The sequence below is a fragment of the Candidatus Macondimonas diazotrophica genome, from assembly GCF_004684205.1.
Classification (GTDB): domain Bacteria; phylum Pseudomonadota; class Gammaproteobacteria; order UBA5335; family UBA5335; genus Macondimonas; species Macondimonas diazotrophica.
Genome location: NZ_SRIO01000001.1, coordinates 256,870 through 279,679 on the forward strand (window position 1 = coordinate 256,870; position 22,810 = coordinate 279,679).

General features: G+C 62.2%; 16 protein-coding genes. 7 read left to right on the plus strand and 9 right to left on the minus strand.

Features of this window, described 5'->3' with window-relative positions:
• Positions 1-6 precede the first annotated feature (6 nt).
• From E4680_RS01290 to E4680_RS01300, 3 genes are read left to right on the plus strand one after another with little or no spacing between them, the layout of a single operon-like run.
• Positions 7-927 (plus strand): MlaD family protein, encoded by a 921-nt coding sequence (locus E4680_RS01290; RefSeq protein ID WP_135280559.1) that lies wholly within the window; start codon positions 7-9, stop codon positions 925-927.
• The gene (locus E4680_RS01295) at positions 924-1,610 is read left to right on the plus strand and encodes an ABC-type transport auxiliary lipoprotein family protein (protein WP_135280560.1); all 687 of its coding nucleotides are present in this window, start codon (positions 924-926) and stop codon (positions 1,608-1,610) included. The genes E4680_RS01290 and E4680_RS01295 overlap by 4 nt, the downstream gene beginning before the upstream one ends.
• Before the next feature lie 18 nt (positions 1,611-1,628).
• On the plus strand, positions 1,629-2,303 hold the full coding sequence (locus E4680_RS01300; protein ID WP_135280561.1) for a dienelactone hydrolase family protein: 675 nt from the start codon (positions 1,629-1,631) through the stop codon (positions 2,301-2,303).
• 64 nt (positions 2,304-2,367) lie between these two features.
• Here E4680_RS01300 and E4680_RS01305 read toward each other — a convergent pair whose 3' ends face one another.
• The 7 genes from E4680_RS01305 to glnE all read right to left on the minus strand — a co-directional run bounded on the left by E4680_RS01305 (position 2,368) and on the right by glnE (position 13,609).
• Positions 2,368-2,652, minus strand: coding sequence for a DUF6160 family protein (locus E4680_RS01305; RefSeq protein ID WP_135280562.1), 285 nt, complete (start codon positions 2,650-2,652; stop codon positions 2,368-2,370).
• 86 nt (positions 2,653-2,738) lie between these two features.
• The gene (locus E4680_RS01310; protein WP_135280563.1) at positions 2,739-5,264 is read right to left on the minus strand and encodes a glycogen/starch/alpha-glucan phosphorylase; all 2,526 of its coding nucleotides are present in this window, start codon (positions 5,262-5,264) and stop codon (positions 2,739-2,741) included.
• Between the two features lie 167 nt (positions 5,265-5,431).
• A complete protein-coding gene (locus E4680_RS01315; RefSeq protein ID WP_135280564.1) occupies positions 5,432-6,667 on the minus strand; it encodes an acyl-CoA dehydrogenase family protein in 1,236 nt (411 codons plus the stop codon).
• Positions 6,664-7,833 carry an acyl-CoA dehydrogenase family protein gene (locus E4680_RS01320; RefSeq protein WP_167792320.1) on the minus strand — a complete coding sequence of 390 codons (1,170 nt, stop codon included), beginning with the start codon at positions 7,831-7,833 and terminating at the stop codon, positions 6,664-6,666. The genes E4680_RS01315 and E4680_RS01320 overlap by 4 nt, the downstream gene beginning before the upstream one ends.
• Before the next feature lie 866 nt (positions 7,834-8,699).
• Positions 8,700-9,566: a GntR family transcriptional regulator gene (locus E4680_RS01325; protein ID WP_205688694.1), complete on the minus strand. Its 867-nt coding sequence runs from the start codon at positions 9,564-9,566 to the stop codon at positions 8,700-8,702.
• 202 nt (positions 9,567-9,768) lie between these two features.
• Complete coding sequence (locus E4680_RS01330; RefSeq protein ID WP_135280566.1) at positions 9,769-10,701, minus strand: branched-chain amino acid transaminase; 933 nt, start codon at positions 10,699-10,701, stop codon at positions 9,769-9,771.
• A 46-nt stretch (positions 10,702-10,747) separates the two neighbouring features.
• Positions 10,748-13,609: a bifunctional [glutamate--ammonia ligase]-adenylyl-L-tyrosine phosphorylase/[glutamate--ammonia-ligase] adenylyltransferase gene (glnE, locus tag E4680_RS01335; protein ID WP_135280567.1), complete on the minus strand. Its 2,862-nt coding sequence runs from the start codon at positions 13,607-13,609 to the stop codon at positions 10,748-10,750.
• 167 nt (positions 13,610-13,776) lie between these two features.
• Between glnE and E4680_RS01340 the strand changes: the two genes are divergently transcribed.
• From E4680_RS01340 to alaS, 4 genes are all read left to right on the plus strand, one after another.
• On the plus strand, positions 13,777-14,307 hold the full coding sequence (locus tag E4680_RS01340) for a CinA family protein (protein ID WP_240696065.1): 531 nt from the start codon (positions 13,777-13,779) through the stop codon (positions 14,305-14,307).
• 189 nt (positions 14,308-14,496) lie between these two features.
• Positions 14,497-15,534, plus strand: a complete 1,038-nt coding sequence (recA, locus tag E4680_RS01345; RefSeq protein WP_135280568.1) for a recombinase RecA — start codon at positions 14,497-14,499, stop codon at positions 15,532-15,534.
• A complete protein-coding gene (locus tag E4680_RS01350) occupies positions 15,494-16,000 on the plus strand; it encodes a regulatory protein RecX (RefSeq protein WP_135280569.1) in 507 nt (168 codons plus the stop codon). Before recA ends, E4680_RS01350 begins: the two co-directional genes overlap by 41 nt.
• 63 nt (positions 16,001-16,063) lie before the next feature.
• A complete protein-coding gene (gene alaS / locus E4680_RS01355; protein ID WP_135280621.1) occupies positions 16,064-18,685 on the plus strand; it encodes an alanine--tRNA ligase in 2,622 nt (873 codons plus the stop codon).
• Positions 18,686-18,792: 107 nt separating this feature from the next.
• On the opposite strand, the gene E4680_RS01360 is transcribed toward alaS, so the two are convergent.
• Positions 18,793-21,039 (minus strand): PQQ-dependent dehydrogenase, methanol/ethanol family, encoded by a 2,247-nt coding sequence (locus E4680_RS01360; protein ID WP_205688695.1) that lies wholly within the window; start codon positions 21,037-21,039, stop codon positions 18,793-18,795.
• 140 nt (positions 21,040-21,179) lie between these two features.
• Positions 21,180-22,652: a coniferyl aldehyde dehydrogenase gene (locus tag E4680_RS01365; protein WP_167792321.1), complete on the minus strand. Its 1,473-nt coding sequence runs from the start codon at positions 22,650-22,652 to the stop codon at positions 21,180-21,182.
• Positions 22,653-22,810: the final 158 nt, after the last annotated feature.

A 22,810-nucleotide genomic window follows, 5' to 3' on the forward strand; every position in this document is an offset into this window, starting at 1 on the left:
AGCGCTATGGAGAATCGAGCCTACGCCTTGCTGACCGGCCTGTTCGTCATCGGCCTGGGGATCGCCGCCGCTTTCGCCTCGTTGTGGCTGAATGACGCCCGCCAGGCCCGTACGCCCTATCTGATCGTCACCCAGGGCGCCATCTCAGGCCTGGTTCCCTATTCCACCGTTCGCTACCGCGGCGTGGAAATCGGTCAGGTCACCTCCGTCGAATTCGCCAAAGACGGTACACGGGACATCCACATCCGTATCGAAATCCAGCCGGACGTGCCGATGACGGTCAATACGTATGCAACCTTGCGTTATATGGGCATCACCGGCCTGGCGCAAGTGGAACTGGCCGACGATGGGCCGCCCGATGCGCCCCGCTTACAGACCAGTCCGACCAATCCGGCCCGCATCCCCATGCGCCCTTCCCTGTTCGAATCGCTGGGCGATGCGGGTCAAACCATGCTGAAGCAATTCCAGGACCTGATGCAGGATCTGAAAGAAGCGATGGGACCGGAAAACCAGGAAAACTTCCGCCAGATCATGGCCAACGTGGAGGTGACCACCCGCAAGGTGGCCGAGTTCACGCAACGGCTGGAGCCCTTGATCGAGGCATTGCCGAAAATGGGCGAAGACGGCGGCAAGACCATGGAACGGGTCGAGGCCATCGCTCGCGAGCTGGAAGTTACGGTGACCCAGGTCCGCGAAGTCACGACCCAACTCAATACCCTCGGCAGTCTGGCTGAAAGCGCAGGTCAGACGTTCCTGGTCGAGACATTGCCCTCGACCCAGACCACCCTGCGCGAAATCGAGTCGGCCGCGCGAAACCTCGAACGGCTCAGCGATGAACTGCGGCGAGACCCGTCAAGCATCCTTTATGGACGTAACCGAAACACCGACGACCAACGTCCCGCCATCCAGGGGAATCGCATTCCATGACCATTCTTCATCGCGCTCTGCTCGTGACACTCGTGATGGCCACACTGCTGACCGGTTGCGCCAATCTGCTCCCCAACCGGCGTCCGCCACCTGCCACGCCGCATGATCTGGGCTGGTTGCCGCCGCCCCCTACAGTACCGCTGACCGAGATACCGATCGTCGCCGTGGAATGCCCCCCCTGGCTGAATGATTCGGCCTTGCGCTATCGCCCCAAGGGGGGCGATGCCACATCCCTGCAAACCTATCCCGACGATTATTGGCTGGCCCCGCCACGCGAACTGGTCCTTGATCGCCTGCGGCAATCCCTGCTCGCCAGCCGTCACGCTGCCGTGATCGCAAGCAGCCCGCGGTATCGGTTGGAAGTGCGTCTGCTCAAATTCGAACAGGAACAGAGCGCATTGAATACCGAGGCCGTCGTCACCCTGCAAGCGCTCCTTAAGGACCCCCGGAATCGGCGCCAATACGCCTCTCCGGTCATGGAGGAACGCGTGGTCACGCCATCCGGACCGAGTGGAGCGGTGCGGGGTCTGGGTGAGGCAACCGACCAGATCATTGCCCGGCTGATGACCTGGACGGCCGAGACGCAGACGCAAATGCCCCCCGATACCGCCGCTCCGATTCCGGCGCCAAATTCCACGAAGGCCGGATTGCGTTCGCTCTTTCCGGAACGAACGCTGCGTTGAACGAGGAGGAGGAAGACGATGGGACAGATGATCGAATTTCCCAGGCCCGATGGCCGCAAGGCCCGCGGCTATCTGGCTCAGGCCCGAACGGCCGATGCGCCGGGTATCGTGGTCATCCAGGAATGGTGGGGGCTGCAGGAGCAGATCAAGGGTCTGTGCGACCGGCTGGCCGAATCCGGCTATCAGGCGCTGGCCCCGGATTTGTTCCAAGGCGTGGTGGTCCCCTACCACGATGCAGGACAAGCCGCTAAGAAGATGAATTCCTTGGACTTCCTTGAGGCGACAGACCAAGATGTCCGTGGCGCGGCGCAATACTTCGCCGGGCAGGGCAGGACAGTTGGCCTGACCGGCTTTTGCATGGGCGGCGCCATCACGCTGCTCGGCGCCGTGCGCATTCCGGAGCTGGCCGCTGCGGTGATCTTCTACGGCTTACCGCCTGCCAGTGTGGCCGACCCGGCCAATGTGCGTATCCCGATTCAGGCACATTTCGCCAATCAGGACACGTGGTGCACACCGGCGACGGTGGATGCCTTTGAAAGTGCCCTCAAGGCCGCGCAGAAGTCCTTCGAACTCTATCGCTACGAGGCCGACCACGCTTTCGTCAATGCGCAGCGTGCAGAGGTCTATGACGCCGCAGCGGCTGATCTCGCCTGGCAGCGCAGCCTGGATTTCTGGAAACGCCACCTCGGGTGAGGCAAGCGGCCATCACGCATCGCGCCGTGATGGCCGCATCGCTTTCAGCGGATCAGGTCCGCACTCACAAGGTGCAATAAGCGCCGCGCGGGCAGCCATCGAACACGTTGCCAAGAAAACGGGCCTGCCGGGCGACCAGCGCCGCAGCCAGGGGATGGCCCGAGTTCGACAAATCCCGAGCCAAGGCATCGAGTTTCAGGACAAAGCCCGGCGGATCATAAACCAACGTACCTGCCTGTCCGGAAACCGCCCGAAGCGCCGCGTCATCCATCGACTTCAATGCCGCCTGAGCCGGCATGACCACCAACATGGACGCCATCGCCACCGCAACCAACCCGTTCCGCCGCATCGTTTCCATCTCCCGCAGAGGTGATTACCGAAACGCAAGATTGCTTCCGACCTGGCCCGCTGTCAAGCAGCGGCGCACGGCCGGATTCATTGCATCACGGTCACCTTGACCTCATCCGGATTGATCAGCGTGATGGGAACGGAGGACACCCGCCAGATCTCCTGCTGATATTCCCGAATCGATCGATCGGATGAAAAAAATCCGGCATGCGCGGTATTGAGGATGGCCATTCGGCTCCAGCGCTCGGCATCGCGGTAAGCGGTATCGACCTGATCCTGACAAGCCATGTACTGAGCAAAATCAGCCAGAACGAAGTAGGGATCCTGGCCGAGCAAGTCATCGATCAGCGGCTGGAACAACTTCCGATCGCCGCGCGAGAAATAGCCGGAGCCAATCAGATCGATCACCGCCTCGATCTCTTCGTTGCCATGATAGAAATCCAATGGCCGGTATCCGGCTTGGCGCAATCCCGCGATCTGCGCTTCGGTATGCCCGAACAGAAAGAAATTGTCGGCGCCGACCCGCTCACGGATCTCCACATTGGCGCCATCAAGCGTCCCGATGGTCAGGGCGCCATTGAGGGTGAACTTCATGTTGCCGGTCCCCGATGCTTCCTTGCCGGCGGTGGAGATCTGTTCCGACAAATCCGCTGCCGGATAGATGCGCTGGCCATTGCTGACATGGAAATTCGGCAGGAAGAACACTTTCAGCCTCCCACGAATGTCCGGATCCTGATTGATCACCGCGCCGATGCTGTTGATCAGCTTCACGATCAGCTTGGCCTTGTGATAGGCCGGGGCCGCCTTGCCGCCGAACAGATAGGTGCGGGGGACGATATCCCGCGTCGGATCGTTCTTCAAACGCAGGTAGGTCGCGACGATGTGCAGTGCATTCAGATGCTGGCGCTTGTACTCATGGATGCGCTTGACCTGCACGTCGAACAGGCTGCGGGGATCGAGCCGCTCACCGAAGTGCTGACCGATGAACTGCACCAGATCCGTCTTGTTGGCGCGCTTGACGGCACGCCACCGTTCACGGAACGCACCATCTTCGGCCATGGGTGCCAGATCGGCCAGCCGTTCCAGATCCCGCATCCAGGCGGGCCCGATGGCTTCGGTGATAAGAGCGGTCAGCCGTGGATTGGAAAAGAAGATCCATCGCCGCGGGGTCACGCCATTGGTCTTGTTGGAAAACTTCTCCGGCCAGAGATCGTGAAAGTCCTTCAGCACCGTCTGCTTGAGCAAGTCCGTATGCAGCGCCGCCACGCCATTGATGGCATGACTGCCCACACAGGCCAGATGGGCCATGCGCACGAAGCGCTCACCGGTTTCATTGATCAGTGACAGACGGGCGACACGCGCCGGATCCCCGAGATAGCGCACCCGCACCTGATCCAGGAAGCGATCGTTGATCTCGTAGACGATTTCCAGATGGCGTGGCAGGGTCCGGGAAAACAGGTCGAGTGGCCATTGTTCCAGCGCTTCGGGCAGCAGGGTGTGGTTGGTGTACGCGAATGTCTTCTGAGTGATGTCCCAGGCCCGCTCCCAAGGCAAATGGCGTTCGTCCACCAACAGGCGCATGAGTTCGCAGACAGCCAGGGCCGGGTGTGTGTCATTCATCTGCGCGGCGAATTTTTCGTGGAACTGTTCGACTGAAATATGTTGCCTGTCCAGAATGCGGAACATGTCCTGCAAAGACGCGCTCACCAGGAAATACTGCTGTTCCAGCCGCAGCACCTTGCCCTGTAGGGGCTCGTCGTTGGGATACAGCACCTTGGTGATGTTCTCCGAACTGATCTTGCGATCGACGGCGCCGTAGTAGTCACCGCGATTGAACACCCCCAAATCGAAAGCCTCGGGCGACTCGGCCCGCCACAGCCGCAACGTGTTCGCGGTGTTGGTCCGATAGCCCAGGATCGGCGTGTCATACGGGACGGCCTTCACGACCCGATCCGGCACCCAGCGCACCCGCAGATGCCCCTGTTCGTCGTGGTAGCGCTCGGTGTGTCCGCCGTATCCGATCTCGACCGCCCATTCCGGACGTTGAATTTCCCAGGGATTGCCGAAACGCAACCACTTGTCGGTCTTCTCGACCTGCCACCCGTCGACGATGTCCTGGTCAAAAATGCCGAACTCGTAGCGAATTCCGTAACCTAGCGCCGGAATCTGCAAAGTGGCCATGGAGTCGAGGAAACACGCCGCTAGCCGGCCCAATCCGCCATTGCCCAACCCGGGCTCTTCCTCCTGACGCAGCAACTCCTTGAAGTCGAGCCCCATGTCCTCCACCGCAGCGCGGGCATCATCAAGAATGCCGAGGTTCACCAGATTGTTGCCCAGATGCGTTCCCATCAGGAATTCGGCGGAGAGATAGCAGACGGTGCGCGCGCCCTGCTCGGTGTAAGCTGCCGCCGTGCTGATCCAGCGATGCAGCAGGCGATCCCTTACCGTATAGGCTAGAGCCAGGTAGTAATCGTTGAGGGTCGCCAGAGCGGGGAATTTGCCCTGGCTGAAGAACAAATGGTCCAAAAACGCGCGCCGGATGATGTCCTTGTCCAATCCGGTGCGTTCATCTTCAGGAAACACATCCCGCTCGGGATTGTAAAGCTTGTCCATACGGACCCTCCGCCAATCGCAGTCTTGTCTCTCTCGCTCGTGGAGAAACTTTTTGCAATTCCAGTGCCGAAACGATGCGACGCGTCATTTCGGATATCGAGAATCAGCATTGCGCGGCAAGGAGGGCGGAGGAGGCAGACCGCTATACGGCTGCCTCCTGGGACCCGTCAGTTCAACACCTCGCCCGAGGTGCTCAGTTGTACACGTTCGAATAGATTGCGCGCCACCACCATCTGCTGGATCTGGTGGGTGCCCTCGAAGATGTCGAACACCTTCACATCCCGAAACAACTTTTCCGACAGCGAACCTTTGAGCGTGCCGTGCGCGCCCATCAGCTGGACAGCGTAGGAGGTCACCTCCATCCCGACCTGCGGCCCGTAGAGCTTGGCCATCGAGGCTTCCTTGGTATTGCGGATGCCGTTGTCCGCCATCCACGCCGCCTTCCAGCACAAGAGGCGCGCCGCATCGATCTTGCGCTGCAGCTCGGCCAGCCGGTCCTTGATCGCCTGATAGCGCGGAATCGGCCGGGACAGCAGGTAGTTGTCATGGGCGAACTGGACGACTTCCTCATACGCCGCGCGGGCGATGCCCACCGCCATGATGCCGACCAGGGGCCTGCTGGTGTCGAAGAACTCCATGGCCGTTTTAAATCCGGCCTTGGCGCCCTGATCGTAGGCGGCCTCGCCGCCGAGCAGGTTGTCCACTGGTACACGGCACTCCTCGAATACGAGTTCCGCCGTCTCGGTCGCCCGGAAGCCCAGCTTGTCCTCGAGCTTGCCGACCTTGAATCCGGGTGTGTCCTTCTCGACGATGAACACCCGGTGCCCTGCGTGACCCAGCGCCGGGTCGATCGTTGCGAAGACCAGTGTCCACTCGGCGCGAGCGCCGTTGGAGATGTAGCATTTGGTGCCGTTGATGACGTAGTGATCGCCATCCTTACGGCAGCGGGTGCGGATGGCTGCGGCATCCGATCCCGTGCCTGGCTCGGTCAGGCCATAGGCCGCCCAATGGGGTTGCGGCCCCTTGAGCTGGGCAAAGTACTTTTCTTTCTGCTCGGGTGTCCCGCGGGCGGCCAATGCCGGCCCACCGGTGCCCGGACCAGGCATCACCAGAGCCATCGACGGGTCGCCCCAGCCGAGCTCCTCACCGGCCACGACCGCCAGCAGCGACATGCCCTTCATGCCGCCCGCCATCGGATCGGCCGCCGCACCTTCCTTCTTGGCGCCGCCACCACCGCCGAGGGAAAAGCCCTGCGCCAGCGGCATCAGCTCCTTGTAAAAGCTGTCCGGATAACCCGCTTCCTGGTCGGCCTTGAGGCACAACGGCCGCACTTTCTTGTCCATGACGGCGTGAAGCATGTCGCGCGCCATCTTCATCTGGGGGGTTAGGGTGAAGTCGATCATGCCTGGGCCACCTTCTTGCCGTCCTTGGCTGCAGATTTCAGAGATTCCGGTCCGTAGAGCACCTCGCCCAGCACCGCCAGATGATCCTCCGGCGTTCCCAGCGCGTTACCCAGCGTGCGCACATCACGCATATAGCGCTCCACCGGCATGTCCTTCATGAAGCCAGCGCCGCCGAACACCTGAACCGCATCGACAGTCACCTTGACCGCCGCCTCAGCGGCGCAGATCGCGGCGTTGCAGGCAGCCACGGTAGCCCCCGCGCCGCTCTCGAGCTGCCAAGCCGCCTTGAGCACCAGATTACGGGCCGATTCCAAGGCCACTTCCATGTCGGCAATGAAGAACGCCAGCCCCTGGTGGGCACAGATCGGCTTGCCGAAGGCCTTGCGATCCTGTGCGTAGTCGACGGCAAATCCCATGGCGCCGCGTGCTGCGCCCACCATGCGGGCAGCATTGATGATTCGACCGATGTCGAACAGGCGTGTGAGCGCCGCCACCGGATCCGCCGCGCCCACGAGCCGCTCACCGGCAACGCCTTCGAACTGCACCCGACAGGGTTGGCCGGCGCGCAGCCCCATGCGATCCTCAAGGGTGATCTGCACGCCGGACGCGCGCGCATCGACCACAAACGCGGCGATGCCGGCAAGGCCGTCACCATCTTCGTGGCGAGCCAGCACCACCAACCGGTCGGCGCGATTGGCATTGAATACGCAGGTCTTGGTTCCGCTGAGAACATCCCCTTGGCCTTGGCGCCGGGCGACCGTGGACATGTACCCCAGATGGGCGGCGGGATCGTCCTCACTGCTGGCCAGCGCCCAGATGCGCTCGGCGTCGCCGAGGAGCTGCGTGATCTGTGCCTCGGATCCCAGCGCGACGACGGCCTGCGCCGCGAGACCCAGGTCATCCAGCCCAACCGCCTGGGCGGCATCACTGCGCGAGAGGACTTCCTCGGCCAGGATCTTGGCCGTGAGGCCAAAACCGATCCCGCCGGCCGCGTCCGGCAAGCCCAGGAGATGGGCGCCCATCTCCCGATAGGCGCCGCGCACGGCAGGATCGACGGATTGCCGGCGGTCGGCAGCCCTTGCATCGGGCATGAGCTGGTTTTGGGCGAAGCGCCCCAAGGTATCGAGCAGGGATTGCTCGTCCTCACTGCACGCAAACGAAATCATAAATGAACACCCCTCCATGGGTTACGAAAAGCCAAACTGCAAAGCGCTCGGCCTCGGACCAGACGGCCGGAACGCCGCTGAAATCCCGATGACCGACGCGATCGATCCTGTCCGCAGCCGGATGGCACTATGCTAACGCCTGCGCCCATGCCCGGCCAGCAATCGGCGGCCCGGGCATTCGGTGAGACAATCGTCCGCTCCGGCATCCACCCGCCGATCTGAGGTATTTCACGGCGCCGAGCATTCGGGCCAGATCATCATCGCAGGACCGTATCCTTACGATTTAATGGATGATGAACGATTGCGGCACCGCCCCCAACCGGCCGCCTTCATGACGCTGACGGTCCATCTTATCGGGGCGATCGACCGGGCACCGGCAGTCCGGAGCCCATGCCTCCCTCAGGGCACCATTGACACGCCGGGACCGCCAATCACCTTGCAGGCTAACCGACCTGAACCCGTCTCCCCTGGCATCGGATCGCTCCGACGTTGATTTCCTTGGCTCGGGCGCAAGTGGCAAGCGAATGCGATGCACAGCGCCTGTAAGGCCTGTTTGGGCTCCGCCTACCCGTCCACCCAGCGCAGCAGCTTCCCGAAACTCCACGCGGACACCTTGGCGCGGGCGTCTGCTGGTGGGCACAAAGGGGGCCGATCACGGGACGCTGGACGAGGATGACTCCCGTTCGTGCCGGCTTACCCGGTCCGGAAGATCGCCACCGTGGCAGGTGACGCGTTCGACGCTAGTTTCCAGTCCTGATGCGTGGAGCGACGCTGCACGACGTCTGCACTTTGCCAAATCTCGCGCGGCAGGAAGAAGTCCGGGTGCGTCGACCGAATGCCCGCCACATCACCGCGTTTCGCGCGGCTCAGGGCATGGCAAGTTGTACCCGGCAAGCATAAACGTCGCCGCGGAACGTACGCTCCATATATTCCACGATCTGGCCGCTGCGCGCGTAGGTTTTGCGCTTCATTAAGAGGCACGGCTGCGGTTCGTTGAAACCGAACGCCGCGCACTCCTCAGGACTGCTCAAGACCGCCTCGACCGTTTGTTCACTGTGCGAGAGGGCAATACCACAGCGCTCGGTCAAAAACTGATAGGCGGAGTCCTCAGCATCCCAACCCTCCATGTCCGGCGCGGCGCTCAGGTCGTACCACGCCAGGTCGCGCGACAGCACGATGCCATCCCCGAGCCGCAAGCGCAGCAGGCGCAAAAAATGCGTGTTGGAGGGCTTGTTCATCATGGAGGCGATGGTGCGATCCTGCGCCACGGCGCGTTCGAGCAGACGGGCGGATGGCTCCATACCCAGTTCACGCATTTCCTCGGTGAAACCCTTGAGTTTGCCCAGTCGGGGCGTCAGGCGTGGTGGCGCCTTGACGATCACACCGGCCCGGCCCTGGGTATCCAGCACATTCTGTGCGCGCAGTTCGTCATACGCCCGACGCACGGTCACCCGGCTCAAGGCCAACATCTCGGCCAGCGTGCGCTCGGACGGCAGGCTTTGCCCGTCGGCAATCTCCCCCGACTCAATAAGCGCTCGCAAGCGATTGGTCAGCTGACGATAACTGGGCTCGGCCAGACGTTTGTCCGGCATGATGCGCGTGAGGAAGTCGGATGCAGACAGGTCAACAGGAGCGGGGGGTATTTTCATGGTGAGGGTGCGATATTCAAGCCTTTGAACAAACGGGCGGGTTGATGCCGTAGTGGCCCACTTTTTGGACCCGGCGACGGCCACGTCGTTCGCCAATCAGTGCGCTAAACGGTGGGGCGGTCTGCAGGCAAATCAATATCGAATCAGTGGCGCGTTTTTGGTATCGGAATTGGACGCTTCCGGACGAGCATCTTGATGAACAACCGCCCGGCGCGGGAAGAGTCGGACAGCCAGCCATGGACGCTAGGCGAGCGGCGGCCAAGATCTACGATGCTCACGCACGGCTTCAGGAAACCAGGCTCAGCCAATCGACATGACGTTCATCACGGCCGTATACGGCGTCGAAATAGGCGTTCTGCAATTGCTCAGTGACTGGACCGCGATGACCCACGCCGATGCTGCGACCGTCCAGTTCCCGAATCGGGGTCACCTCCGCCGCCGTACCCGTGAAGAACGCCTCATCGGCAATGTAAACCTCATCCCGGGTAATCCGCTTTTCAAACACCGACAATCCCATCTCATGGGCAAGGGTGATGATGGTGCGGCGAGTAATGCCGTCGAGTGCGGAAGTCAGCTCAGGCGTGTAGAGCACACCGTCGCGGACGATGAAGATGTTCTCGCCCGAACCTTCGGCCACGAAACCCTCGCGGTCCAGCAGCAACGCCTCCTGGGCCCCAGCCGCCAAAGCTTCCTGCAACGCCAGCATGGAATTCATGTAGTTGCCGTTAGCCTTGGCCTTGCACATGGTGATGTTGACGTGGTGTCGACTGAAGGACGAAGTCTTGACCACCAGTCCCCGCTCCAGGGTTTCGGCGCCCAGATAACTCGGCCAGGGCCATGCGGCGACCATCACATGGACCCGCAGATTGTCGGCACGCAAACCCATTCCTTCGGCGCCGAGAAACGCCATGGGTCGAATATAGCCCTCGGACAGGCCGTTTTCACGGATGACGGCCTCATGCGCATCCGCGAGGGTCTTCATGTCGATCGGCAGCCGCATGTTGAGGATATGCGCCGACTGGAAGAAGCGCTTGTTGTGCTCGTCCAGCCGGAAAATGGCGGGGCCCTTGTCGGTTTTGTAAGCGCGCACGCCCTCGAAAACGCCCATGCCGTAGTGCAGGGTATGGGTCAGCACATGAACCCGTGCCTCACGCCACGGAACCAACGCGCCATCCAGCCAGATCACGCCGTCCCGGTCCGCCATCAACTGTGTCGCCATGATTCCGATCCCATCGCCATGCTTGTCATGAATACCGGTGTCCCGCTCAGGCCGTTTCCTCGAGCAAAGACCGCCACAACGCCCTTACTTGCGCCCGCTCCATTGCCAATTCGGTTTCGGGAACCATGGCCGGCACCTGCTGCAAGCTCAGCGCATGGATTCGCTGGCGCAGGCTTCGGTAGCATGCCGACAGCGCCGTTACCGCGCCGTCGGGAAGCAGATCCAGCGTCCCCAGCGTTTCGAGCAGACGGATGTTGTCCGTCCAGCGCAGCAGGGACGGATGGTCATGGGCGTAACGCAGAACGAGGTATTGGACCATAAATTCAATATCGGCGATACCGCCAGCGCTGTGTTTCAGATCCCAATGCCCCGGCTCGGTCTTGTCGAGCGCCTCACGCATCCGCGCGCGCATCCGGCAAATCTCGGCGCGCAGCGCATCGGCCGGACGCGACCGACCCAATACCTCGGCGCGGATTGCGGAAAATTGTTGTGCTAGGCTCGGCGGACCGGCAACGACGCGCGCGCGCACCAAGGCTTGGTGTTCCCAGGTCCAGGCATGGCGACGCTGATAGTCGGCAAACCCCGTGATGCTGCTGACCAACAGACCCGATCGGCCGCTGGGCCGCAGCCGGGTATCGATCTCATAGAGCCGTCCAGCACTGGTGGGTGCAGTCAGCCAATGCACCAGGCGCTGCGTCAATCGGGCGAAGAATGTCGCATTGTCGATCCCGCGCTGTCCATCGGTTTGTCCCTCGGCCTGGCTGCCATCGTGCAGAAAGACCAGATCCAGATCCGAACCATAACCGAGTTCGATCCCCCCCAGCTTGCCGTAGGCAATCACGGCGAATTGAACCAGCCGGCCATCCGCCTGGCGAGGGCGCCCGTATCGGGCCACCATTTCTCCCCATGCGAGCAGCAAGACCTGCCGCAACATCACCTCGGCCAGCTCCGTCAGCTTGTCGCTGACCCGCATCAGCGGCAGATTACCGGCCAGATCGGCGGCGGCGATGCGCAGGAGGTTGACCTGCTGAACCTGGCGCAGGACATCCATGCGACGCTCCAGATCATCGGTGTCAGCGATGCGCCGGGACACCTCACCTGCGACGACGAGCGCGTCGGGTGGTGCGTAGAGACTGCGCGCATCAAGCAGTTCGTCGAGCAGCATCGGGTGACGGGCCAGATACTCGGCCAGCCACGGACTGGCTGCGCACAGGCGTACCAGCTGCGAGAGCGCTGTCGGATGATCGATCAGCAGAGCGAGATAGATGCTGCGCCGGGCAATCACCTCGATCAGGCGCAGGATGCGCGGCAGCGTGATATCCGGATGCGTCCCCTGCCCAACCGCGCCAACGAGCAGCGGCATCAGCCGCGCCAGCCGATTTTGACCAGTATCACTCAAGGTTCGCGCCATGGCGCTGTGACGCAAGCCAGCGATCGATGCGACCGCGCCGTCCGGGTTGGCATAGCCCGCCTCGGTCAATGCCGATTGTGCTTCGGCTTCACTCAAGAGCCCTTGCCACAGCCTGTCGAGGGCCGAGGTGTCCGCATCGTCGCTCTGGGGTGCCGCAAACACCTCGGCAAACTCCTCGGCTATCCAGCGGCGGCGCTGTTCCAGCATGTGCCATAGATCCGTCCAGCCGGGCACACCCATCCCATAGGCAATCCGGGCCTGCGTCAGGGGATCGGTAGGCAGCTCATGGGTCTGCATGTCCCGGACCTGCTGCAAGCGGTTTTCCACCCGGCGCAGGAGCCGATAGGCATCCATGAGCCGGGCAACCGTGTGGGAGGCCAGAATTCCGCGTTGCTCGAGGCGCGGCAATACCGAGAGCAAATGGGGTTCGCGCAAGGCGGCCTCCTGGCCACCCCGGACCAGCTGAAAGGCCTGAACGATGAACTCGACCTCTCGGATACCGCCGGAACCGAGCTTGATGTTGTCCGCGAGCCCCTTGCGGTTGACCTCGGTTTCGATCAGCGACTTCATGCCGCGCAAGGCTTCGAAGGCGCCAAAGTCCAAGTAGCGGCGATAGACGAACGGGCGCAGGGTCGCCATCAATGCGGCCACATCGGCCGGGCGACCGGTCAATGGTCTCGCCTTGATCAGGGCATAACGCTCCCATTCGCGGCCATGCTGCTGGTAATAGAGTTCCATGGCACCGGCCGACAGGACCAGCGGTCCACTCTGGCCAAACGGTCGCAACCGGGTGTCGACGCGATAGGCAAAGCCATCCGCGCTGGGTTCGGCGAGCAGCTTGACCAGCTGCTGGGCCAGACGCGTGAAGTAATCACCGATTTCCATCGGCTTGGGACCCGCTACCGTACCGGCTTCGGGATAGACGAGGATCAGGTCGATGTCGGACGAGAAATTCAACTCCCGCCCCCCCAGCTTGCCCATGGCCAGCACCATGAGCTCCTGGGGTTGGCCTGAACGATCGAGCGGCTCGCCCCACTGGGCGCGAAAACGCCGGTCGAGCCAAGCCACAGCGCCGCCGATGCAGGTATCGGCCACATCGGAGAGACCGGTCAGCACCACCTCGATCTCATCCAGATCGTTGATGTCGCGGTAAGCCAGCTGGAGGGTGCGGCGCTGGCGGAAACGACGCAGCGCCGTCATTGCCTGTGACAAGTCGGTACAGGACGCCAAGGTCTGGTCCAGTTCGTGACGCAGAGACTCGCCCGCGGGCAGCGGACTGGCGGGAGACAGATCGCGGACCCAGTCCGGATGGCGCAGGCACAGATCGACCGCGAATGAGCTGCAGGCCCATAGCCGCAGCAGCCCGCTCCAATCCGGCGGTTGCGGGCCATCCAACGCATTGAAGCGCTCGATCGTCGCCCGCTGCTCGGTCTGTAATATCTCAGGCAAGGCCGCGATCATGGCGTCCAGATCCGTCGAATGCGCTTGTGGCGGCATGGGGATTCCGCAAAGGTTGCTGATAGTATTTCGATTCTACCTGTCCAGGCGCCGATTGCCGGATTCGCGCCGGGCGCCGTGGCTTCGGTTTCCTTGCGCGGAATCATGATCGGATGCGTTTTCCCACTCATATGGATGACACCCATCGCATGCAGGAGGGCAACCCCATGAAAACGCCGGATGGCACCCGTCCCGACTGGATGATGTACTTGACTGAGCTGGCCCAGGCCTTGACTGCCCATGGGTGGCGCCTGGTCACGGCGGAATCGTGCACGGGCGGCTGGATTGCCAAGTGCTGCACCGATTTGCCCGGCAGTTCGGCCTGGTATGCCGGCGGCGTCGTTAGTTACAGCAATGCCCTGAAGACCAGCCTGCTGGGGGTACGCACCGAAACGCTGGAACGGGAGGGAGCGGTCAGCGCAGCTACCGCACGCGAGATGGCGGAAGGCGCACTGGCCCGCCTCGGCGGCGATCTTGCCGTCGCTGTCAGCGGCATTGCCGGACCGACCGGCGCCAGTCCAGGCAAACCGGTGGGCACCGTCTGGTTCGCGTGGGCGGTCTCGACCCAGGCCGTGACCACCCGTTGCGCCCATTTTCCCGGAGACCGTGAGGCAGTCCGGGCCAGTGCCGTCGAAATGGCACTCTCGGGTCTGTGCGAGATGCTGCGGGGCACGCCCGCACCACATGGTTGGGCCTGACCGACCCGCCGTTACGGGACGTGCTGCGGCGATCCCAGTCGCCCTTGGCCTCACCCCTAGGTCACTCCAGGCCTTTGTGGAATAATCGATGGACGGTCGCAGCAGCACCCTAGCCCCCGACATGGGGCCAGGGTGCTGATTGCGCAATTGTGATCATGCCGCTGCATGGGCGGTCAGAGCGAGGGGCGGATGGACGAGAATCGCAAGAAGGCCTTGGCGGCCGCACTGGGTCAGATCGAAAAACAGTTTGGCAAGGGCTCGGTCATGCGCATGGGCGATGGCCAGGCAGCCAGCGATGTCATTCCCGTGTCGACCGGCTCCCTCGGACTGGATCTGGCCTTGGGCATCGGCGGCTTGCCCCGGGGTCGGGTCGTGGAAATCTACGGCCCGGAGTCCTCGGGCAAGACCACGCTCACCTTGCATGTCATCGCCGAAGTCCAGAAAGCCGGCGGTACGGCCGCTTTCGTGGATGCCGAACATGCACTCGATCCGCAGTACGCCAATCTGCTCGGCGTGAACCTCGATGAGCTCCTGATCTCCCAGCCCGATACCGGTGAACAGGCGCTGGAAATCACCGACATGCTGGTGCGCTCCGGCGCAGTCGATGTGGTGGTGGTCGACTCGGTCGCCGCACTGACGCCCAAGGCCGAAATCGAGGGCGAGATGGGTGATTCGCACGTGGGCCTGCAGGCGCGCCTCATGTCTCAGGCCTTGCGCAAGCTCACCGCCAACATCAAGCGGACCAACTGCCTGGTAATTTTCATCAACCAGATACGCATGAAGATCGGCGTCATGTTCGGCAGTCCGGAAACCACCACCGGCGGCAACGCCCTCAAGTTCTATTCCTCCGTCCGGCTCGACATTCGCCGCATTGGCGCCATCAAGCGCAGCGACGAGGTCGTGGGCAACGAAACGCGCGTCAAGGTCGTCAAGAACAAGGTCGCGCCGCCGTTCCGCGAAGCCGAGTTCGAAATTCTCTACGGCGAAGGCATTTCACGCGAAGGTGAGCTGATCGAACTGGGTGTCAAGCACAACCTGATCGAGAAGACCGGCTCTTGGTACAGCTATCAGGGCGACCGGATCGGACAGGGCAAGGAAAATGTCCGCCAGTACCTGAAAGACCACCCCGAGATCGTCCAACAACTCGACCAAACCCTCCGGAATCTGCTGCTGATGGGAAAGGCGCGTGCCGCTGAAAGCCTCGAACCCGGACTCGCCGCCGAATGAGCGCACCCTGCGCGCACGGGCGCTGCGCCTGCTCGGCCGACGCGAATATGCGCGGCGCGAAATGGCCGAGCGCCTCGCGCGCTGGGGGGCCACGAACGAACAAGCCGCTCGCGTGCTGGACGGATTGCAAGCGGACGGCTTGCTGAGTGAGCAACGCTACGCCGAAAGCTGGATCCGCACCCGGCTTGACCGCGGCGATGGTCCTCGTCGCCTGCGCTACGCGCTCGCGCAGGCCGGGCTGGACGAGAGCCTGATCGAACAGGCATTGCCGGAAAACGAAGACTGGGCAGCGCGGCTGGAGGCGACGCGACGTCGACATTTCGGTGCCCCAGCACCGGTCGACTGGCCAGAATGGGCACGACAGGCACGTTACCTGGAACGGCGCGGATATTCGCCCGAGCTGATCCGGCGACGACTGCCTCGCCCGACCATGGATTCAGACCCCGGCGATGATGTGCTGGAATGATTCTCCATTCGCAACCGTTTCCCTATACTGAGGCCCATTTTGCCGACCGGGCAGTCCTTCATGATGACCAGCGCTGAACTCCGCCATCGTTTCCTCGAATTCTTCCGCAACCACGGACATACCGTCGTGCCCAGCAGTTCGCTGGTACCACTGAATGATCCGACCCTGCTGTTCACCAATGCGGGAATGGTGCAGTTCAAGGATGTGTTTCTCGGCCGTGAGGATCGCCCCTATTCGCGCGCGGTCAGCGCTCAACGTTGTGTCCGGGCCGGCGGCAAGCACAACGACCTGGAGAACGTCGGCTACACGGCGCGTCACCACACCTTCTTCGAGATGCTGGGCAATTTCAGTTTCGGGGACTACTTCAAGCGCGACGCCATCCAGTACGCGTGGGCGTTTTTGACCGATACCCTGGCGTTACCGCCGGAGCGGCTGTGGGTCACGGTCTACGCCACGGACGATGAAGCCTACGACATCTGGCAGCGCGAGATCGGCATTCCGGCCGAACGCATCATCCGAATCGGTGACAAGCCGGATGGCGGCTCGGACAACTTCTGGCAAATGGGCGATACGGGTCCATGCGGGCCCTGCTCCGAGATCTTCTACGACCATGGCCCGGAGGTGGCTGGCGGGCCACCGGGCAGCCCGGAAGAAGACGGCGACCGCTACATCGAAATCTGGAATCTGGTCTTCATGCAGTTTGATCGCGACCAGCAGGGGGTGCTGCACCCGCTGCCCAAGCCGTCGGTCGACACCGGAATGGGGCTGGAACGGCTGGCGGCCGTGCTGCAGGGCGTCCACAGCAACTATGACATCGATCTGTTCCAGCGCCTCATTGCGGCCGCGGCCGAAGCGACCGGCGCGCCGAATGGCGACAACCCGTCGCTGCGGGTGCTTGCCGACCATGTGCGGGCCTGCGCGTTCCTGGTCACCGACGGCGTGATTCCCGGCAACGAAGGGCGCGGTTACGTGCTCCGGCGCATCATCCGGCGCGCAGTCCGTCATGGCTACAAGCTCGGCATGCGCCAGGCTTTCTTTCACCGCCTGGTTCCGGCGCTGGTGCTCGAGATGGGCAGCGCCTATCCGGAGCTGACACAAGCCGAGACCCGGGTTACCGGCATTCTGCGCCAGGAAGAGGAACGCTTTTTCGAGACCCTGGAACACGGCATGGCCATTCTGGATGCCGAACTGCAGCGCGTCGCCACAAGCGGTGATCCGCTCAATGGCGAGACAGCGTTCAAGCTCCACGATACCTACGGTTTCCCGCTGGACCTGACCCAGGATATCTGCCGCGAACACGGCGTCCGTGTGGATCTGGCCGGGTTCGAGCGCGCGATGGCCCGGCAACGGGAACAGGCGCGTGCGGCGGGCCGCTTCCGCATGGACAGCGTCCTCGAATACAGCGGCCAGACAACGACCTTTCACGGCTATGATGCGCTGACGACCGACGCGGCCCGGGTTCTGGCGCTCTATCATGCTGGCGTCGCGGTCGATCACCTTCAAACTGGACAGGACGGGATCGTCATCCTCGACCAAACCCCCTTCTATGCCGAATCCGGCGGTCAGGTCGGTGATGCGGGCGCACTGCTGGCGCCGGCGGCCCGGTTTGCCGTTCAGGACACTCAGAAGATTCAAAACGATGTAGTCGGACACGCCGGTCAGCTCAGCGAAGGCGTGCTGCGCATCGGCGACACGGTCAGTGCACAGGTCGACGGGGTCCAGCGTGTCCGCACCATGCGTCACCACTCCGCGACCCACCTGCTGCACAAGGCGCTGCGCGAGGTGCTCGGGGCCCATGTCCAGCAGAAAGGGTCGCTGGTCGACGCAGACAAGACCCGCTTCGATTTTTCCCATTCGAGCGCTCTCACCGCCGAAGAAATTGCGCGTATCGAAGCCCTGGTCAATGCCGAGATCCTGGCGAATCAGCCTACCCAGATGCGGATCATGCCGCTGGATGAAGCTCGCCAAAGCGGCGCCGTCATGCTGTTCGGGGAAAAGTATGCCGATACCGTGCGGGTATTGGATATCGGCAGCTCACGCGAGCTGTGCGGCGGCACTCACGTCAGCCGCACCGGTGACATCGGCTTGTTCAAGATCACCAGCGAGTCCGGCGTCGCTGCCGGGGTCCGCCGAATCGAGGCCATTGCCGGAGAGGTCGCCCTCGCATTTGTCGCCGCTCAGCAAGCGCTGCTGATGCAGTCGGCAACCCTGCTCAAGACCACGCCGACCGACGTGCCGGCGCGCATTGCCCAGCTGCAGGACCAGCTCAAGTCGCTGGACCGTGAACTCAGCCGAGCAACCTCCCGACTGGCCGCGAGCCAGGGAGGCGATCTCGCCTCTCAGGCGGTGACGGTGGCCGACGTTCAGGTTCTGGCGGCCCGGGTGGACGGCCTGGACGCGAAGTCCTTGCGGGAGACCCTCGACAAGCTCCGCGATCGTCTTCGTCCGGCGGCCATCGTGCTGGGGACCGTAGCCGGGGACGACAAAGTGATGCTGGTCGCCGGCGTGACGCCCGAGCTGACCGAGCGACTCAAAGCCGGTGAGCTCGTCAATGCGGTGGCCCAGCAGGTCGGCGGCAAAGGGGGCGGCCGGGCGGACATGGCCCAGGCCGGCGGTACCGATCCCAGCCGTCTGGACGAGGCGCTGGCCAGTGTCGCGAATTGGGTCGCTGCACGTTTGAGCTGAGACGCCGACGTCAGGCTGATATCGGCCTTCGTTCTGCTTTTTCATCACCGAAAAAAGCAACGCCGGGGATCACCCGGCGTTGCACGATGCTACGCTTGTGGCGCAGCTCAGGAACCGGCGTTCATGATCCAGTTGAAGATGCTCACGAAGAAGCTCGTGATTGCACCCAGAACGCTGTAGATCGCTCCCTTGAAGGTCTTCCAGAAGCCGGAAGCCTGTTCGCGCTCCAGGGTATTCTCGCCAACCTTGTTCAGATAGGCATGAATCGCTTGAACGTCCTCGACCGACAGGTGGTCTGAAAAGCCGATCATCCCGGTTTTGTGTGCATCACGACCACCCAGCACGATCGCGATGAAATTCTCGTGCGTTTCGGCGTCCATACGACGCAGGTCGACCATGTTCGGATTGCTGATCGCACCCGGGCCATGGCAGTACACACAGTTGTGATGGTAAAGCTTGTCACCCTTAGCAATCAGATCACCATCAGCCTCCAGATCCATGGGCTCGGGAAGCTTCTTGGTCACCTGGACGGGCGGTAGGCTTTCCTTGCCGTTGAGCTTGAAGGTAAGCAGCCTGCCGTAGGGGTACATGTTTTCGCGGACATTGCCCACCATGCCGAAAGACAAACCGACCGAACCACCCCAACCGGCCAGCACGGAAATGTACTGCTCGCCGTCGATCTCATAAGTGACTGGTGGGGCCACAATGCCGTTCTGGGCGTCGAACTCCCACAGCTTGTGGCCGGTGTCGGCCGCATAGGCTGCGAAGTAGCCCTTGCCGTTGCCCTGCATGACCAGATTGCCAGCGGTGCACAACACGCCGCCGTTCCAGAGCCCTTCGTGCTCGACCTTCCAGACCTGGCGCTGATTGACTGGGTCCCACGCCTGCAGATAGCCCTTGGCCGCCTTGGCACCCAGCGCCATCACCAGGTCGTGATCGATCCAGGCCGGGAAGACGACGTCCTTCATCACCTTCATCCCGGTATTCCAATAGCCCGGGATGTACTCGAACTCCGTGTCGTTGTCGTAGAGCATGGCCATTTCCTGGCTCGGAATATAGACATAGCCTGTATCCCGACTCAGGCACATCGGCATCCAGTTGTGTCCGCCCAATGGGGAGGGCAACTGCAGCTTGGGCCAGCGCTCGTAGGAGTTGTTGGTCTGGATCGGACGGCCGGTTTCCGGATCGATACCCTCGGCCCAGCTGACCGGCACATAGTTGTCCGCCGAGATGAATTTGCCGGTTTCCCGATCGATGACATAGAAGAAACCGTTCTTGGGCGCCTGCATCAACACCTTGCGTTGCTGACCATCGATGGTCAGATCGGTCAGGATGATGTGCTGTGTGGCCGTGTAGTCCCATCCCTCCCCGGGTGTGGTCTGGTAGTGCCAGACATACTCGCCGGTTTCGGGCTTGATCGCCACAATGGACGACAGGAACAGATTGTCGCCGCCCGCCGGTGAGCGGATGTGCTTGTTCCAGGGCGCTCCATTGCCCACGCCGATGTACAGCAGATCCAGTTCGGGATCGTAGGCCATCGAATCCCAAACGGTTCCGCCGCCCCCGATTTCCCACCACGGACCACCGCCCCAGGTTTCGGCGGCCATCTTCAAGGCATCGCTTTCAAAACCGTCGGCCGGATTCCCCGGGACGGTGTAGAAACGCCATTTCTGCTCGCCGGTCTCGACGTCGTAGGCCGTGATATAGCCGCGCACACCGAATTCAGCGCCGCCATTGCCGATGATGACGTTGCCCTTGACGATGCGAGGGGCTCCGGTGATGGTGTAGGGTCGGGACTTGTCGATGGTCACGACATCCCAGACGATCTCGCCCGTAACGGCATCGAGTGCAACCAGCCGCCCGTCGATCGTCCCGACGTAAACCTTGCCGTTCCAGACCGCCACACCGCGGTTGACGACATCACAGCAGGCATACTGGCCACGCGTCTTGTCGACATCGAGGTCGTTGCGCCACAACAGGGTCCCGTTACGGGCATCAATGGCGTACACCTCGCTCCACGAGCCGGTGACGTACATGACGCCGTCGACCACGATGGGGGTTGCCTCGAGACCGCGGTTGGTCCCGGTCTCCCATGCCCAGGCCAGGCCCAGGTTGGCCACGGTCTGATCATTGATCTGCTTCAGTGGGCTATAGCGATCTTCGCCATAGGTCCGGCCATGAAGCATCCAGTTGCCCGGTTCTTCTTCGGCATTGACCAGCCGCTCTGCGGCCAGCCGAGTCAGTGACTCCTGGATCGCCTCGGCGGGTGCGGTGTTTTCACGGGTGAGGGTGGCATGGGCAAGGCCATGACTGAGGACGAGCCCCAAGAGCCCCGCCATGATTGGATGCTTCACGGGTAAACCTCCCTGTCCAGCAATTCAAATAATTCGAAAATAGCGAATCCTGCGCGCAATCGCCGCCAGTGTCTAGGTTTTTGCGGAATGAGCGGGGCCGCTTGTTGCGGCCCCGATGCGGTGATGCGCTTATCCGTTACTTATGCCAGCCACTTGGAAACGCGCTGGAGCAAACCGTAGGCCCGTTTAGGATAGGGACCCTTGACAAACATGCCCGGCGAGAACCAGCTGCGCTGGTAGAGCACACCCTTCTTGTGGGAAAACTCCACGAAGCCGTCGAAGCCGTGGTAGGCCCCCAGCCCGCTGGGACCGATGCCGCCGAACGGCAGGTTGGGATGCGCAATGTGCAGCATAGTGTCGTTGACGCACGCGCCACCGGAAATGGTCTGGCCAATGACATGGTCAGCGCGCTTGCGATTGGCATCGAAATAATAAAGCGCCAGCGGACGCGGGCGTTCCTGGATATACCGCATGGCGTGCTGCAGGCTCTCGTAGCCGATCACCGGCAGGACGGGGCCGAAGATTTCCTCTTGCATCACGGCCATGTCGTCATTGACGTTGGTGACAACGGTATGAGGGATGACTCGCTTGCCTTCGGGGATGGCCTCGTTTCGCGGGTTGATCTGGACGACGTTGGCACCTTTTTCGCGCGCATCGTCGATCAGCGCACTGATGCGCTTGAAATGACGCTCGTTGACGATCCAGGTGATGTCCTGGTTGTCCGCCACCGTCGGATAGCGCCGCGTAATGGCCCGCGAGTAGGCATCCACGAATTCCTGCTCCTTGCCCTTGGGCACCATCACGTAATCCGGCGCAATACAGGTTTGTCCGGAGTTGATGGTCTTGCCGAGCAAGATGCGCTGCACTGCCTTTTCAATGGGGTAATCCTCGCCGATGATGGTCGGGGACTTGCCGCCCATTTCCAGCGTCACCGGCGTGAGATTCTTGGCCGCGGCCATCATGATCTTGCGACCGACTTCCGTGTTGCCGGTGTAGATCAGATGATCGAACGGCAGCTCGGAAAACTCGATTGCCTTCTGCACATCGCCCGTCACCACGGTGATGAAGCTGGGGTCGAAGTGCTTGGCGATCAGCTCGGCGATCACCTCCGAGGTCCGCGGCGTAACATCCGGCGGCTTGATCATGGCATGGTTGCCCGCAGCGAGCACACCGATCAGCGGCGAGAAAATCAGGAAGGCAGGATAGTTCCAGGCGCCCATGACGCCCACCACACCCTTGGGCTGGTAGACTGCATAACCGGTCGCCGGAAGTGACTGAATGCTGGCCGGCACCTTGTGCGGCTTCATCCATTTCTTGATGTGGCCCTTGGTCAGCCGGATCTCACCCAGGTTGGCCAGCACTTCGGTGAGGACGGTTTCATGCGGTGAACGGTGACCAAAGTCGGCCATCACGGCCTTGACCAGCTCGTCGCTGTACTCGCCAATGGCCTTGCCCAAGGTCTCCAGGGCCTCGATGCGCTGCTTGACATCGGTGATGCCCCGCTCGAGAAATGCCTTTTGCTGCGCTTGCAGCAAGGGCAGCAAGGGGTTTGCGGCCGACGCATCCTGCTGGCGCGCCAGACCCGAAATAGAAATTGGCTGGGGTGAGCTCATCGTGGTGTCCCTCCTGAATCGGTTATGGCGGCTCTGCCAAGATGCAACGCCGAACATTTAATATTTATGCTTGACTGAACAAATGGTCAAGTCCCGCCTCATCCAGTGGCACGCCTCATCAAGCGCGAAACGGCGAAAGCAGGCGTGCTCCCGGTGTC